The 14,807-nt window shown below is 72.5% G+C and carries 16 protein-coding genes and 1 pseudogene; 7 read left to right on the forward strand and 10 right to left on the reverse strand.

Annotation, left to right across the window (positions count from 1 at the left end):
- Window positions 1-61: 61 nt before the first annotated feature.
- The 3 genes from AB0E24_RS34765 to AB0E24_RS34775 are packed head-to-tail and all read left to right on the forward strand — an operon-like array spanning window position 62 to window position 2,829.
- Window positions 62-730: a DedA family protein gene (locus tag AB0E24_RS34765; protein WP_093705394.1), complete on the forward strand. Its 669-nt coding sequence runs from the start codon at window positions 62-64 to the stop codon at window positions 728-730.
- Between the two features lie 48 nt (window positions 731-778).
- Window positions 779-1,441, forward strand: coding sequence for a response regulator transcription factor (locus AB0E24_RS34770; RefSeq protein WP_102933970.1), 663 nt, complete (start codon window positions 779-781; stop codon window positions 1,439-1,441).
- Entirely contained in the window at window positions 1,438-2,829 is a 1,392-nt protein-coding gene (locus AB0E24_RS34775; RefSeq protein ID WP_359383149.1) for a sensor histidine kinase, read from the forward strand. The genes AB0E24_RS34770 and AB0E24_RS34775 overlap by 4 nt, the downstream gene beginning before the upstream one ends.
- On the opposite strand, the gene AB0E24_RS34780 is transcribed toward AB0E24_RS34775, so the two are convergent.
- The 3 genes from AB0E24_RS34780 to AB0E24_RS34790 form a co-directional block, all read right to left on the reverse strand.
- Window positions 2,810-3,700 (reverse strand): COG4705 family protein, encoded by an 891-nt coding sequence (locus AB0E24_RS34780; protein WP_069861568.1) that lies wholly within the window; start codon window positions 3,698-3,700, stop codon window positions 2,810-2,812. The two genes, AB0E24_RS34775 and AB0E24_RS34780, sit on opposite strands and share 20 nt — an antisense overlap.
- 144 nt (window positions 3,701-3,844) lie before the next feature.
- The gene (locus AB0E24_RS34785) at window positions 3,845-4,684 is read right to left on the reverse strand and encodes a COG4705 family protein (RefSeq protein ID WP_232638054.1); all 840 of its coding nucleotides are present in this window, start codon (window positions 4,682-4,684) and stop codon (window positions 3,845-3,847) included.
- A gap of 226 nt (window positions 4,685-4,910) precedes the next feature.
- A complete protein-coding gene (locus AB0E24_RS34790) occupies window positions 4,911-6,047 on the reverse strand; it encodes an NHL repeat-containing protein (protein ID WP_231981546.1) in 1,137 nt (378 codons plus the stop codon).
- Window positions 6,048-6,330: 283 nt separating this feature from the next.
- Between AB0E24_RS34790 and AB0E24_RS34795 the strand changes: the two genes are divergently transcribed.
- The 3 genes from AB0E24_RS34795 to AB0E24_RS34805 are packed head-to-tail and all read left to right on the forward strand — an operon-like array spanning window position 6,331 to window position 8,885.
- Entirely contained in the window at window positions 6,331-7,707 is a 1,377-nt protein-coding gene (locus AB0E24_RS34795) for an MBL fold metallo-hydrolase (protein ID WP_283887404.1), read from the forward strand.
- Between the two features lie 48 nt (window positions 7,708-7,755).
- Window positions 7,756-8,109: a rhodanese-like domain-containing protein gene (locus AB0E24_RS34800; RefSeq protein ID WP_359383155.1), complete on the forward strand. Its 354-nt coding sequence runs from the start codon at window positions 7,756-7,758 to the stop codon at window positions 8,107-8,109.
- The gene (locus AB0E24_RS34805) at window positions 8,106-8,885 is read left to right on the forward strand and encodes a sulfite exporter TauE/SafE family protein (protein WP_359383157.1); all 780 of its coding nucleotides are present in this window, start codon (window positions 8,106-8,108) and stop codon (window positions 8,883-8,885) included. The genes AB0E24_RS34800 and AB0E24_RS34805 overlap by 4 nt, the downstream gene beginning before the upstream one ends.
- A gap of 30 nt (window positions 8,886-8,915) precedes the next feature.
- On the opposite strand, the gene AB0E24_RS34810 is transcribed toward AB0E24_RS34805, so the two are convergent.
- The gene (locus AB0E24_RS34810; RefSeq protein ID WP_069861573.1) at window positions 8,916-9,197 is read right to left on the reverse strand and encodes a metal-sensitive transcriptional regulator; all 282 of its coding nucleotides are present in this window, start codon (window positions 9,195-9,197) and stop codon (window positions 8,916-8,918) included.
- Window positions 9,198-9,276: 79 nt separating this feature from the next.
- Between AB0E24_RS34810 and AB0E24_RS34815 the strand changes: the two genes are divergently transcribed.
- Entirely contained in the window at window positions 9,277-9,852 is a 576-nt protein-coding gene (locus AB0E24_RS34815; protein ID WP_069861574.1) for a rhodanese-like domain-containing protein, read from the forward strand.
- 231 nt (window positions 9,853-10,083) lie between these two features.
- On the opposite strand, the pseudogene AB0E24_RS34820 reads toward AB0E24_RS34815, so the two are convergent.
- From AB0E24_RS34820 to AB0E24_RS34845, 6 genes and pseudogenes are all read right to left on the reverse strand, one after another.
- Window positions 10,084-10,311, reverse strand: a pseudogene (locus tag AB0E24_RS34820) (HAD-IIIC family phosphatase); the annotation flags it as partial.
- A 132-nt stretch (window positions 10,312-10,443) separates the two neighbouring features.
- Complete coding sequence (locus tag AB0E24_RS34825) at window positions 10,444-10,734, reverse strand: acyl carrier protein (protein WP_069861576.1); 291 nt, start codon at window positions 10,732-10,734, stop codon at window positions 10,444-10,446.
- A complete protein-coding gene (locus tag AB0E24_RS34830) occupies window positions 10,731-11,072 on the reverse strand; it encodes a 3-hydroxyacyl-CoA dehydrogenase NAD-binding domain-containing protein (RefSeq protein ID WP_093703806.1) in 342 nt (113 codons plus the stop codon). Before AB0E24_RS34830 ends, AB0E24_RS34825 begins: the two co-directional genes overlap by 4 nt.
- Window positions 11,073-11,190: 118 nt before the next feature.
- Complete coding sequence (locus AB0E24_RS34835) at window positions 11,191-12,300, reverse strand: Rieske 2Fe-2S domain-containing protein (protein WP_099012984.1); 1,110 nt, start codon at window positions 12,298-12,300, stop codon at window positions 11,191-11,193.
- Window positions 12,301-12,310: 10 nt separating this feature from the next.
- Window positions 12,311-13,765 (reverse strand): cytochrome P450, encoded by a 1,455-nt coding sequence (locus tag AB0E24_RS34840; protein ID WP_079256834.1) that lies wholly within the window; start codon window positions 13,763-13,765, stop codon window positions 12,311-12,313.
- Window positions 13,762-14,790, reverse strand: a complete 1,029-nt coding sequence (locus AB0E24_RS34845; protein WP_099012982.1) for a 3-oxoacyl-[acyl-carrier-protein] synthase III C-terminal domain-containing protein — start codon at window positions 14,788-14,790, stop codon at window positions 13,762-13,764. Before AB0E24_RS34845 ends, AB0E24_RS34840 begins: the two co-directional genes overlap by 4 nt.
- Window positions 14,791-14,807 lie beyond the last annotated feature (17 nt).

The following is a 14,807-nucleotide window of genomic DNA, read 5'->3' on the forward strand; positions in this document are numbered from 1 at the left end:
GACGCGGGGCCGTGTCGCCGGTCGTCCGTGGCGAACGTCCGTAGCGAAAGGACCCCTGCCGATGACCACACCCGTGTCGCTGTCATCGCAACTCGCCGTGAATGTGCTCGACGCACGGTCGCTGCTGGCCGCCTTCGGCGCGCTGGGCGTGGGCGTGGTGATGTTCGCCGAGACGGGGCTGCTGATCGGCTTCTTCCTGCCGGGCGACTCCCTGCTGTTCACCGCGGGCCTGCTCTGCACGGGCAGCGGCGCCCACGGCGTACGGCTGTCGCTGGGCCCGCTGCTGGCCGCCGCGGCGGTGGGCGCGCTGGCCGGCTCACAGTGCGGCTATCTGATCGGCCGCCGGGCGGGCGGCGCACTGCTGGCCCGCGGCCGCTCCGCGCGGCTGCACGAGGGGGCGCGACGCGCGGAGGACCTGCTGGGGCGGTACGGGCATGCGAAGGCGATCGTCCTGGCGAGGTTCGTTCCGGTGGTCCGGACCGTGCTGAACCCGCTGGCGGGGGCCCTGCGCGTACCGATGCGGGTCTTCACCGTATGGCAGGTGATCGGCGGGCTCGTGTGGAGCGTCGGACTGACGCTCGCGGGATATGCCCTGGGCTCCTCGGTCCCGAATGTGGACCGCTATCTGCTGCCCCTGGTCGCGCTGATCGTAGCGGTGTCGCTGCTGCCGCTCGGCGCGGAGCTGTACCGGAGTCGCAGGCGCGCCAAAGCGGGGGAGGCCGGCGGCTGAGCCCGTCCTTCAGCGGAGCCCCCACTGCCGAGAGACCGCCGGAGGACCATGCGCCGCAAGATCCTGATCGTCGAGGATGATCACGCCCTGCGTGATGTGCTCCGCCGCGGACTGTACGACGAGGACTTCGACCCCGTGCCGGCCACCGACGGCGCCACCGCCCTGCGCCTGGTCGGCCCGGACATCGCCGCCGTCGTCCTGGACATCGGTCTGCCCGACGCGGACGGACGGGACGTATGCCAGGCCATGCGCGCGGGCGGGTTCCACGCCCCGGTCGTCTTCCTGACCGCACGGCACCACCTCACCGACCGGCTGTCCGGCTTCTCGGCCGGGGGCGACGACTACCTGCCGAAACCCTTCCATCTCGCCGAGCTCGCCGCCCGGCTGCGGGCGGCGCTCAAGCGGGCCGCGCCCCCGGCCGCCGCCACCGCCGGGGATCTGGTCCTGGACGCGGTCCGGCACAGCGCGAGCGTGCACGGTACCCGGGTCGCCCTGTCCCCGACCGAGTTCCGGTTGCTCGCCACGCTGCTCGCCGCGGACGGGGACCTGGTGCGCCGCCGCGATCTGGTCAGGGCGGGCTGGCCCGAAGGCGGACAGGTCAGCGACAACACCCTGGACCAGTATCTGACCAGGCTGCGCCGCAAACTGCGCGAGGCGGGCAGCGGCCTGACCATCGCCACCGCGCGCGGGATCGGGCACCGTCTGTCATGAGATCGATCCGGCACCGGGCGGTGCTCCGCGCTCTGGCTCCCCGTACCTTGCGCGGGCGGCTCTCACTCGTGGCGCTGACCACCGCCGCGTTGCTGATCACGGCGCTGACGGTGGTGTTCAACACCGTGGTGGAACGGCATCTGCGGCACCAGGCGGACGACGAGCTGCGGGCGCGGGCGACCGCCGTCGCCGCGACCGTCGACACCAGCGGTCCGCGCGTACGCGTCCTGGAGACCGCCAACGATCAGGTGCTGGACACCAACGTGTGGATCTACGCCGGGAAGCGCCTGCTGGAAAAGCCGCCCTCCGCGACGGAGGGCGGCCCCCTCACCCGGACCGCCGGCCGGCTCGCCGTGCGGGGGGTGCCCGACTGCACGGCGGTCCACGCCGAGGGACATCGGTCCGTCCGCCTGTGCGCCCGGCCCCTGCGCGGCGAGCATGCCACCGCCACCGTGGTCACGGCCCTCGACCTCACTCCGTACCAGAGTTCGGCCGACACCCTGCTCATGGGATCGCTGGTCCTGGACACGGCCATGCTCGCCTGCGCATACGCGCTGACCCGGCTCGCGGTCGGCCGGGCACTGCGCCCCGTACGGACGATGACCGACCAGGCCGCCCAGTGGCGTGCGGTGGCCTCCGACGAACGCTTCGGCACCATGGGACGCCCAGCCGAACTGGTCCGGCTGGGCACCTCGCTGGACGCGATGCTGGACCGGATGCGGGCCGTGCTGCGTCATGAGAAACAGCTGACCGGTGAGCTGTCCCACGAGTTGCGCACCCCCCTCACCCGGATCATCGCCGAACTCGACTGGTGGCGGTCCAGGCCCCGCTCGGCCGCCGAGACCCGTGCCACACACGAGGTGATAGAGGAGGCCGCCCAGTCCATGCGAACCATCTGTGACACGCTCCTGCTCGACGCCCGCGACAACGCGGCGGACGCCTCAACGGCCCCTGGGACGGCCGATGTCGTACCCGTCCTGCGCCGCATGGCCCAGTGTCCGGACGCGCCTTCCCAGGCGAAAGCCGTGGTGGCGGTCGGGAGCGGGCGACTGGAGGCAGGGGTGACACCCGCCCTACTCGAACGCATCGTCAGCCCGCTGCTCGCCAACGCCGTCCGCCACGCCCGTTCCACCGTCACCCTGTCCGGGCGGCGCGTACCCGGCGCCGTGGCGATCGACATCACCGACGACGGCCCGGGCGTACCCGAGGCGTTCGTCGGCGAACTCTTCCAACCGGGGCGGCGCGCCGACTCCGGCGACGGTCACCACGGAGCGGGCCTCGGGCTGCCGCTCGCACGCCGTCTGGCCCGCTCCGCGGGCGGCGAGGTGACGTACGACCCCGGGCACGGGCCCGGGGCTCGCTTCACCGTCACCCTGCCCGCTGGGTGACCGGCTCCCGCTCCGCGCTCCCCGAGCCGGTGGCCCGGCGCTCCCGCACCTGGGCGTAGGCCATCAGCCCGAACAGGATGACCAGCAGGACCGCCGACGAGCCCGCCGTACCCAGGTCGAGGCCACCCTTGGCGACCGGCTTGGTGAGAAAGTCGCCCGCGGTCGCGCCGAGCGGCCGGGTGAGGACGAAAGCGATCCAGAACAGCAGCACGTTCGGCACCGCGGGGGCCCTCATCATCGCGACGAGGACCGCCAGCACCCCGATGACCAGGAGCGCGCCGCCCGCGTAGCCCAGACCGGAGCTGTCGGACAGGAAGTCGCCCATCGAGGTGCCGAGCGTGTTCGAGACGAGGATCGCCGACCAGAACAGCGCCTCGCCCCGGAACGTGACGATGTCGCGGATCTGGAACGTCATCCCGCTCACCTTCCACATCAGGAAGATCGCCAGCAGGATGGAGATCAGGATCGCCGCGCCGACCGGGTAGCCCAGGCCGAGCCCCTGCGGGCCCCAGCCGAGTGATGTGGCGCCGTCCGAGAGGAACTTCGCGCTGGCGTCGCGGTTCATGAAGTCGGACATGGTCGTGCCGGCCATGCTGGTCGACAGGATCACGGTCCAGTAGAAGAAGGGGTTGTAACGGCTGGACCTGAGCTGGACGACGAGGGTCACCACGAAGATCAGGAACAGCGCGATCGTGGTGAGGAAGTAGCCGAGCTTCAAGGTCTGCGCGAAGAGGTCTCCGGCCGTCTCACCCAGGGTCGTCGCGGCGATCTTCATGACCCAGAAGGCCAGGGTGACCTCGGGCAGTTTCTTCATCACCGATGTGCTCGCGCTCGCGGCGTCGAGGTCGGTGAGGACTTCTCGCTTCCCCAATGTCACATGCTCCCGTCTGCTCGGGGGTACGGCGCTCGCGCCGAAGGGGCTGAGCGCTCCGCGGAGTGGGCCGGCCGCGGACGGCACGGCGGTGTACGACCCTGTCGGCCGAAGCCTGAACGCATCCTGAACGCCTGCCGGGGCTCAGGCCGTGTGCCGGGCGGCTCGCTCCGGTTCGATGACGTCCTTGCGCGACACCGACAGGAACACGACCAGGCCGAGAATGACCGCCAGGAACAGCGCGCTGGTCACAACCGTGCCCAGGCCGAGGCCGCCATCGCCGGTCGGCTGCGAGAGGTAGTCGCCGAGGGAGGCGCCGAGCGGACGGGTCAGGATGTAGGCGATCCAGAAGCTCCACACCGCGTCGAGGCCCAGGGCGAAGTGGGCGACGGCGACCGCGGCGATGGCCAGGGCGAACAGCACGGCGGACAGCCAGTACCCGAGGTTCATCCGCTCGGAGACCAGGTCGCCGGCCGCGGTTCCCAAGGCGAAGGTGAACAGCACCGCCAGCCAGTAGAAGGATTCACGGCTGGTGCTGTCGACGCTGTGGATGGACAGCGTCCGCTCCCGCCGGTACCAGGCGATGAACACGAGCGCCAGGACGATCGCGAACACCGTCGTGCTCGTCTCCAGCGGCACGCCCATGTTGTCGGTGAGGTTGTCGCTGATCAGCGTGCCGACGACGCTGATCAGGGCGACGGCCGGCCAGTACACCCCCGCGCGGTAGCCGCTGGTGCGGAACTGCGCCACCAGGACCACGGCCAGCACCGCGCTCATCAGCGTCGACACACCCGTCAGGCCGAGCCCGGCCTTCTCGTTCAGCAGGTCGGCCGCGGTCTCGCCGACCGTCGTGCATAGCACCTTGATGACCCAGAAGTAGACGGTGACTTCGGGCACCTTGTTCCAGCGGAGTCGGTGACGCGACCGAGCGGTGGGGCCGTCGGCCGCCTGGGTCGGGAGGGGCTCAGATGTCTCGTAGGTCATGGACCGTGACCCTGGCACCGGATACCTGAACACATCCTGACCACCGCGAGGGCATCCCGCCGTCCGGGACGGCCCACCGTGCGCCCGGAAAGACCGGGGCCCCGGTGCCCCAGATGTTCCTGGGGCACCGGGGCCGCGGGCCTTCTCACGAGGCGCCGGGGCCGCGCGACCAGCGGTTTCGTGTGCCTGGGCTCGCGCGGGGCCTGATCGGTCCGGCGCGAGCGGTTCAGGGCCGGCTGAGCAGGTTCAGGGTGTTGGTCGCGTCGTCGACGAAGTAGACCCGGTCCGGGTCCTCCGCGATGGCGAGCCCGAACAGCGCGCCCGCCCCCGGCGGGCTGCCGCTGGTGTCGAGCGTGCGCACGGCCACCTGGACGCCACGCGGGGTGGTCTCCACGATGTTGCCGTCGCCGCCGTTGACGGTGAGGATGTCGCCCTTCGGGGTGATCGCCATCCCGAGCGGGCCGTTGAGGTGCTGGTCGGTGCTGACCACCTTGCCGATGCCGGCGCTGGTGCGCCGGGTCGGCGCGTCCGGGATCGCGGTGATGCGGTTGTCGACGGTGTCCGCCACATAGAGCGTCCCGTCCCGCAGGCCGACACCCGTCGGCCCGATCACGAGGGCCGCCGGGTCGGTCTTCTGGGCGAAGCCCGAACCGATCACGGTCGTGGCGACCCGGGTCGGCGGCCGGTCGTCGTGGGTGCGCAGGGTGATCCGCAGCACGGTGCCGCGCCGCACGATGTCGCCGCCGCCGGCGACCGTGCCGTTGAGTACGTTGGTGACGAACAGATCGGTTTTGTCGCCGCTGCTCTTCGCGGTCATGTCCCAGGGACCGTTGATCCCCTGGCCGCTGAAGGTCTCCCGGACCTTTCCATGGCTGTCCAGCACGAGCAGGCACCCGGCCTGCGCCGTGGCGGATGTGCCGTCGGCCGTGGGCAGACTGCCCACCACCACCCAGCCGCCCGGCAGGATGGACAGCGCGGTGGTCAGCCCCACGCCTCCCGGGCACGGCCCTGGCAGATTCTGCGGGTCGATCTGGGCGAACAGCGTGGTCGTGCCCCGGGGACTGATCTGCACCAGAGTGGTCCCGGTGCCCTGCTGGTTCGCGGCATTGTTGAAATTGCTGACCAGCACATTGCCACGCCGCAGGTCACCGACACTCTTCTTGACCAGGGCGGTGCCGTACGGGTTCAGGTCGCCGTTGGCCGGAACCGTCGACGCGATGGTCGAGACGGTGTGCAGCGGCCCGAGGAACGGTTTCCCGTCCCCATCGGCGGGTACGGCGGACGCCGTCTGACCCGCCGTCATGATCGCTGTCACCGCGGCCACAGCCGCCACCGCGAGACGCGAAGCGGAAACAAGCCTCATCAGGGTGATACCTCCTCAGCGCCGTACGGCCGTCGTGCGGCCCCGCGGCGGTCACAGAGAGTTGCCACCCATCACATAATCCGACTCCATCGCGCGGCGCACGTCAGGCGGAGCCGGATGGGGCGGATGGGGTTTTCGGCGGGCGCGGGGTACCCGCGGCGGATGGAGCGCCGCCCGGCGGCGGGGTGCTTCCCCCTTCGGAATACCCCCCGGGGTACTCCTGCTAGGGTGAGTGTCAGATACCCCCGGGGGTACTAGCTCGCTCGAGAGGAGAGTCGTAGTCGTGTTCTTCGTCGACACCCTGGAAATCGAGGGTCTGGGCAACCGCAGCTATCTGGCCGGTGGCCCCGGCGCCGCGCTGGTGGTGGATCCGCCCCGTGATATCGAGCAGGTCATCGCCGCGGCGGCGCGGCGCGGGGTGCGTATCGCCCTCGTGGGCGAGACCCATCTGCACAACGACTACGTCACCGGCGGTCTGGAGCTGGCCCGGGTGACCGGGGCCCGCTACCTGGTGCCCACCGGGGCATCGGTCGCCTTCGCCCGCACTCCGGTCGCCGACGGCGACACCTTCCCGGTGGACGAGCACCTGGTGCTGCGGGCGATCGCCACCCCCGGTCACACCCCGCACCACACCTCCTATGTGCTGGAGGCGGACGGCCGGGCCGTGGCGGCGTTCACCGGCGGGTCGCTGCTGATCGGCGCCGTGGGCCGGCCGGATCTGGTCGAGCCGCGGCTGACCGAGCGGCTGGCCCGCGCCCAGCACGCTTCGGCCCACCGTCTGGCCGAGGAGCTGGATGACGAGGTCCCGGTGCTGCCCACCCACGGGTTCGGCAGTTTCTGCTCCTCCTCCCAGGCGGAGGGGAACGTCACCACGATCGGTCAGGAGCGCGGCACCAACCACGCGCTGACCCGGGACGTGGACACCTTCGTCGCCGAGATGCTCGCGGGGCTCGACGATGTGCCCGCCTACTACGCGCACATGGGCCCGGCCAATGCCGCCGGCCCCGCGCCGGTCGACCTCACCCCGCCCGTGCCCGCGGACGCCAGGGAGATCGCCGACCGGCTGGCCGCGGGGGAGTGGGTGGTGGACCTGCGCGGCCGGGTCGCCTTCGCCCAGGGGCATGTGGCCGGATCGTTCAACTTCGAGGGCGAGGGTCAGCTCGCCACCTATCTGGCCTGGCTGATCCCATGGGGCAAGCCGGTCACCCTGCTGGCCGGGACGCCCGGGGAGATCACCTCCGCGCAGCGGGAGCTGGCCCGGGTCGGCATCGACCGCCCGGCCGCCGCCGCCACCGGCGACCCGGCCGGCTGGGTCCGCACGGGCGAGGAGCTCGTCTCCTTCCCACGAGCTCGCTTCGCCGACCTCGCCGAGGTGCGCGAGCGCGGCGAGCGGGTGGTGGTGCTGGACGTGCGGCGCGCTGCCGAGCGTGCGGAAGGGTATGTGAACGGATCGGTCCACATTCCGATCCACCAACTCCCCGGCCGTATCGGCGAGGTGCCCGACGGGGTGGTGTGGGTGCACTGCGCCGGTGGGATGCGCGCGGCGATCGCCGCCTCCCTGCTCGATGCCGCCGGACGCGATGTGGTCGCCGTCGACGACGGCTTCACCGCCGCCACCGCGGCGGGCCTCACCCTCACCTGGCCCGACCACGCCGGCTGAACGACATCCCCCCTGCCCCGCACCATCCGCACGGAGTGATCAAACCCGATGTTCCCGCTTCTTCGCCGTGGCCCCGCCCGGCTCACCGCACGGCAGGTCCACCGGCGGACCGGCGACGCGCGGGCGGTTCCGCTGGATGTCCGCGAGCCGCCGCGGCGGCTGACCGGGCACGCGCCCGGTGCGCCGCACCCGCCGCTGAGCGTTCTACGGGCGGGGGCGGGTCCTCCCCGGGCCGCGCAGGGTAGGCCGGTGGTCACGGTCCGCCGCTCCGGGAGCCGCTCCCGTACGGCCACCGGCTTCATCGTCGCCCGCGGTGCGGCGGCCACCGATGTCGTGGGCGGTACGACCGCCCGGACCCGCGAGGGTCTGCCGGTCACCGTCGGCAGCGGCGGCATAGCGTGAGCGCGCTGGTCCTGGCCCTGGCCGCCGGTGCCGTGGTCGGGCTCGCGCTCGGCGCGCTCGGCGGGGGCGGCGGCGTCCTGGCGGTGCCCGCGCTGATCTACCTCCTCGGCTTCACCCCGGCCGCCGCCACCACCGCGAGCCTGATCATCGTCACCGCCACCTCGATCACCGCCCTGTACGCCCATGCCCGTACCGGCGCCGTGCGCTGGCGGGCCGGCGCCCTCTTCGCCGCGGCCGGGTTGCTGCCCGCCGCCGCGGCCGGCGCCGCGGCCGCCCGGCTGCCCCAGCCGGTGCTGACCGCCGCGTTCGCCGCCGTCGCCGCCCTCGCCGCCGTACGCATGCTGCGCCCCGGCGCGGCGGACAGCGGCCCGGCGGACAGCGGCCCGGCGGTCGGCGACCGGGCGGTGGCGGTACGGCCGGTGAAGGTCGCGGGCACCGGTGCGGGGCTGGGGGCGCTGACCGGACTGCTCGGCGTCGGCGGGGGCTTCCTCACCGTCCCCGCCCTGGTCACGGTGGCCGCGTTCGAGATGCGGGCGGCCGTCGGCACCAGCCTGCTGGTCATCGCGGCGAACTCGCTCGCCTCGCTGGCCACCCGCGGCGCCACCACGGCAGGCATCGACTGGGCGCTGATCGCCCCCTTCACCGGGGCCGCGATCCTCGGCGCCTGGGACGGCAAGCGGCTGGCCGCCAGGGTCGGCGGCACCCGGCTGAAGCGCACGTTCGCGATCCTGCTGCTGGCCGTCGCCGCCTTCATGCTGGTCGACGCCGTGGCCTGAGCCGAGCGGCGCGTACGCGGCCCCGGCCGCTCAGGCCAGCGACAGGAACAGCTTCTCCAGCCGGGCGCGCATCTGCTCCCGGTCCTCCGAGGCGGCCATGTCCGCATCGGTCAGGCAGTGCTGAAGACCGGTGGCGATGATCGCGAAACCCGCCTTGTCCAGGGCCCGTGAGGCGGCCGCAAGCTGGGTCACCACGTCCTCGCAGTCCCGCCCCTCCTCGATCATCTTGATCACACCGGCGATCTGGCCCTGCGCCCTGCGCAGCCGGTTGACCACGGTCTTCAGTTCCTCGGCAGCCATCGCCAATTCCACAGCCCGCACTCCTTCACAGATACCCCCTTGGGTATCTTACCGTTGTGAGCAACCCCTGAAGAGCAAAGGAAAGTCCCCCGTGACACCCACCGCCTCTCTCACCTCCCTCACCGCCGCCCAGGTCCACGCCCGACTCGCCGAGTTGACCGTCATCGACGTCCGTACCCCCGGCGAGTACGCCTCCGGCCATCTGCCCGGTGCCCACAACATCCCCCTGGACCACCTCGATTCGGCCCTGCCCGCCCTGGAGGCCGCCGCCGGTCGGGGCGACCTCCTCCTCGTGTGCGCCTCCGGCACCCGCTCCACCCAGGCCCGCGAGCGCCTGGCCCGGCACGGCATCACCGCCGCCGACCTCACCGGCGGCACCAACGGCTGGATACAACTCGGCCACGACGTGCTGCGCCCCGCCGGTGCCCGCGCCGTCTGGGCGATGGAGCGCCAGGTACGCCTCGCCGCCGGATCCCTCGTCCTGGCCGGTCTGCTCACCGGCCGACGCCGGCCCGCCGCCCGCTGGCTGGCCGCGGGCGTCGCCGGCGGCCTGGTGTTCTCCGCCCTCACCGATACCTGCGGCATGGCCAAGGTCCTCGCCAAGCTGCCCCACAACCGGCCGCGGGCCGCCGACCTCGACGCCACCCTCGCCGCCCTGAGCGGCTGACACCGATGGCCCGCGCGGAGCTGCCCGGTGGGGAAGCGATGCGGGCCATGGCCGAAGTTTGCATGCTCCCGATGGCCGATGGCATCACTCTGGTCCGCCGGAGGTGACCGCCACCGGGGTCGGGCCGGCCCGACCGGCCCGACCCCGGTGTGTCGCGCTCGATCCAGGAGGCCCGTGAGGGCCGGTGCCCGGTCGGCGATGAGATCCGGCGCGATGAGCCGGGCCGTCGTGCGGGTAGCGGCGCACTTCCGGCAGATGGTGGGCGACCTCGGCCCGTTCGGCCGGTTGGTCGTCGATGAAGGCGATGGTGCCGGGGGCGGAGTTCAGCCGCTCGGCGATCCGGCGTACCGCGTCCGGCTTGCGCCCCCAGCCGATCTCCGGCAGGACGAAGTAGTCGGCGACGCCGAGCGCCTCCAACCGCGCCCGGGCGAGGCCGTGGTCGTTGGGCGGCGAACTCGCCGTTGTCCGCGCTGCTCCACCCAGGTCATGCCGTGGCGCGCCGGGACCTGGGCGGCGAGCCGGCGGGTGGCGCCGAGCTTCCGCGCCAGATCTCGGGCAGTCGGCCCGCCCGGTCCCGCCGCGGCGACGGGTTCACGCGCCGGAGCCGCCGGGGGTGGGCTGCCGGAGCCGTTCGACCAGCGCGGCCATCCGCCGCACGGTGCGGAAGTTCTCCACCCGCAGGTCGGCGCCGCGGATGGCGATGCCGTACGACTTCTCCAGATGCACCACCAGCTCCATGGCGAAGAGCGAGGACAGCCCACCGGAGCCGAAGACATCCGCGTCGGTCGCCCAGGTCGTCCCCGTACGCTTCGTCAGGTACCCCAGCATTTCCGTCTGGACGGCGTTGGAATCCGGCACCGGCTGGTCGGATGACGTGGTCATGCCTGTTCTCCCTCGTACTCGTAGAAGCCGCGCCCGCTCCTGCGGCCCAGGTGGCCGGCGCGCACCAGCTCCAGCGGCAAGCCGCAGGGGCGGCACCCTTCGGCGGTGACGAGAGCGCCGGGAACGGCCTCGTCCGGCAGCGCGCCCATCAGCCGCGCCATCCGTACCTGGTGGTCGATCTTGGCCGGGGCCTCGTCCAGCCGCCGCCGGTCCGGGTCGATCGGCGACACCGCGATCCCGTGCCCGACCGCCGGCGCGGCGATGCCCGAGCCCATCACCCCCGCTCCGAGCACCGCCAATCGTCGCCCGGCGCCGGGCGTACCGTTCTCCGCTGCCATGCCGCCTCTCTTCGGGTCCCGGCCCGGCCGGCCGGGCCGGGCCACGTCGAACACGGTGCTCGCCGGAGACGGCGGCCCGGGAGCTGAGCGAGCGCTCCCGGGCCGCCGTCGCCGGTGGTCACTCCTCCGAGCGGCTCGCGCCGGCCCGGGGAGGCCGCGGTGGCATGAGATCGCCCGTGGGCTCCGTGTAGAACTGCTGCGCCCACTGCCGGTACCGGCCGATCGGACCGTCGCCCTTGGCCAGCTTCGGGTGCTCGACATGCTCCTGGTAGTGCCACATCAGCAGGTCCGCGCCGGTGTCGACGCTCGCCACCCGCTGGAGGACGGCGCTGAGCAGCCGGGCGACGGGCACGGCCGCCGCGCGCCCCACCGTCCCGGGCACGCCGGGGATGCCGTTCAGCTCCAGCTTCGTACCGAACCGGAGCTGGATGCGCCCCGGGCCGGTGGGGGTCGCGTGGAGCATCACATGGAGGGTGCCCGCGCCCTTGGGCAGGACCGTGCGCGCCGCGATGGTGGCCAGTCCGATCACCGTGAGCGTGTAGGACTGGCGGAACCCGCGCATCATGGTGCCGCGGGCGGTCGCGGTGACGGTGCTGGTCGGTTCCCCGGTCACCGGAGTGCCCTCGATGTCGAGACCCTTGAGGCCGTGCAACGCCGGCAGATGACCCCAGTCGAAGGCGTTCTCGATGACGTCCTGCGGATGACCGGCGATGTCGAAGGTGTCGTGGCTGAACGGTTGCCGGTCGTCCATGGGGAAGGCCGGGACCTCCCACTGCGGGGGCAGGCCGAGGGCGTGCCACCACACATAGATCGAGCCGTTGGCCTCGCACACCGGGTACTGCGCCAGCGACGCCTTCGGCGGTGGTTTGTCGTACCCCGTGCGCACACAGGTGCCGCCCGGGTCGAACGCGAACCGGTGGAAGGGGCAGACGAGGTCCTCGCCCTCGACCGATCCGCCGACCCCGAGATGCGCCCCCAGGTGCGGGCACCGGGGCCGGACGGCCCGCAGCACGCCCCTGGTCGTCCGGTAGAGCACGACCTCCGTGCCCGCGAGCGGACGGGTGGTGACGGATCCGGGCCGCACCTCGTCGCCGAAGGCCAGGCAGAACCAGCCGTTCGGGTAGGGGAGGGAGGGAGTGCGCAGGCTGTCGGCCGGGGCCGCACCGGGCAGGCGGACCCTCCGGGCGTTGAGAAGCTGCTTCACCAGGGGCTTCAGGTGAGGCTTCACGGCATCACTCCTAGTGCTTCACCGGGCAGGCGCCGGCGCCCGGCGGTGTGGATGGCTGGGACGGTGTGGACCGCGGCGTGGCCGTGTGCAGTTCGGCGTCGTCGGTGCCGCTCGGCCGCCGCTCGCTGAGCCGCAGGCGCAGCCCGCGCGAGCTCAGGCTGGTCTCCACCTTGGGCTTGAACGGCTGGTCGCCGACGGGGGTCAGCTCCCAGCGGGCGACGATCGCGGTGAGGGCCAGAACGGCCTCGGTGAGGGCGAACTGGTCCCCGATGCACTTGCGCGCGCCGGCGCCGAACGGGATGTAGGTGGCCCGGTCGGGTTGAGCGCCGAGCCAGCGGTCCGGGTCGAACCGGTCGGGGTCGGGGTAGAGGTCGGGCCTGCGGTGCAGGAGGTACGGGCTGAGCACGATGGTGCTGCCGCCCTTGAGCCGCACCCCGCCGAGCTCGGTGTCCTGCCGGACCGCGCGGGTCATCATCCAGGCGGGCGGATACAGCCGCAGCGTCTCGGTCACCACCCGGGCGGCCAGGTCGAGCGAGGGCAGATGGGCGGCATCGACCTTCCCACCGGCCAGGACCTGATGGGTCTCGGCCCGGAGCCGGTGCTGGACGTCCGGGTTGGTGGCGAGCAGATGCAGCGCCCAGGCCAGGGTGATGGCCGTGGTCTCCATCCCGCCGAGGAAGAACGTGAGGGCCTCGTCCGCGAGTTCGGTGTCGCTCAGTTGCTTCCGGCCGTCCTCGCTCTCCTCGTCGACCGCCGCGACCAGCGTGGACAGCAGGTCGGCATGGTCGGTCGGATCGGCACGCCGCTCGGCGATGATCTCCGCGATGGTGGCCGCCAGCCGGTTACGGGCGTGGTCGTACCGCCGCTTCTGCGGAGTCGGCACCCGGCGCAGCAGGGCCGGTGTCATCATCCGGCGGAAGAACGCGCTCACGATGGTGGCGGTGTCGGCCAGGGCCCGCCGCATGGTCTCGGCCGGCAGCGAGCCGCTGAACATCGTCTCCATGGTGGCCCGCGTCGTCAGCGTCATCATTTCCTGGGTGATGTCCAGGACGTCGCCGTCGCGCCAGGAGTCCGCCTTCAGCTCGGCCGCCCGGGCGAACACCGCCCCGTACCCGGGGAGCCGGGTGGGGTGGAACGACGGCTGGCACAGCCGCCGCTGCCGCCGGTGCAGGGGGTACGGGCAGGTGGACAGGCCGTCGCCGATGACCTCGCGGATCCGGTCGTAGATCGGGCCGCCCTTGTCGAAGACACGGTCGTTCAGGAACACCTGCCGGGTCAGGTCCGGATGGCAGATCAGCATGGCGGTGGTCGGGCCCAGCCGGACGCGGACCATCTCGCGGTACTCGGACAGGGACATGATGAACGCCAGCGGATCGCGGAGCAGGGGCAGCGCATGGCCCAGCAGCGGCAGGGCCCGCGGAGCCAGCGGAACCGACGCGGCGGTCGCCGTATTCGTGTCCGTCATGGACAACCTCCTTCTGTTTGTGCGCGACCGGCCGGTGCCGCGGCGACGGGATCGCGGGTGACCTCGAGCAGCGCGGTGGTCCAGCGGAAGCCGACCCCGAAACTCAGGACGAGGACGCGTTCCCCGGCCCGCAGCGTGCCGGAGCGGAACGTCCGGTCGAGGGCGAGCAGGACGTCGGACGGGCCGGCGTGGCCGATGTGCCGGCCGTAGGTCCAGCTGGTGTCGTCGGCACGGAGGCCGAGCGGTGAGCCGGTGAGCAGCATGTCGAGCACGACCGAACCGATCGCGATGGGCACCACATGCGCGATGTCCGCCGGTTTCACGGCGGCCTCGTCGAGGACGGTCTCGATACAGCGGTGGGTGGCCCGTTGCAGTACGTCGATATAGGGCATGAACCCGGTCTCCTCGACGGGGAACCGCCGGGCGGCACCGGTGTAGCCCTCCCTGGCCCGGGTCTGCGCCTCCAGCTGTGGCTCCGTGACATGGGCGGTCGCCACCAGGCGGGCGAAGCCCGTCCCCCGGGTGAGGACGGCGGCGGCGCCGGCGTCACCGGCCACATAACCCATCTCCCGGGAATAGCCCCACCGTTCGTCCGGGAACCGGACACCGGTCGTGACCAGCGTGGCCTTCGCGTCCGGCCGGGCCGTGAGGTGTTCGGCCGCGGCGACGAGCGCGGCGGCCCCGCCGTCACTGGCGGCACCGACCTCGACCCCGGCGGTGTCCTTTCCGCCGAGCACCCGCATCAGATAGGCCGTGGGCGTGTAGTGGTCCCCGTCCTGGAAACCGGCGTGCACGAGCAGACTCAGATCGGAGCTGGCGACATCCGCGTGGCGCAGCGCCTTGAGACCGGCCCGGGCCGCCATCTGCGTCGCGGTGTTGTCCTTCGAGACGGCGGCCGAGGTGAATCCGTTGAGCGCCAGGATGGAGGGCTGCCCGGCACCCGGTCCGCCCCGCGGCTCGTGCTCGGGCCTGATGGGGGGTACCCACGCTCCGGTCCCGGCGATCGTGATGTCCTGCCACAACACTGCTGTCTCCTCGGCTG

It is taken from the genome of Streptomyces malaysiensis subsp. malaysiensis (assembly GCF_040653035.1).
GTDB lineage: Bacteria > Actinomycetota > Actinomycetes > Streptomycetales > Streptomycetaceae > Streptomyces > Streptomyces malaysiensis.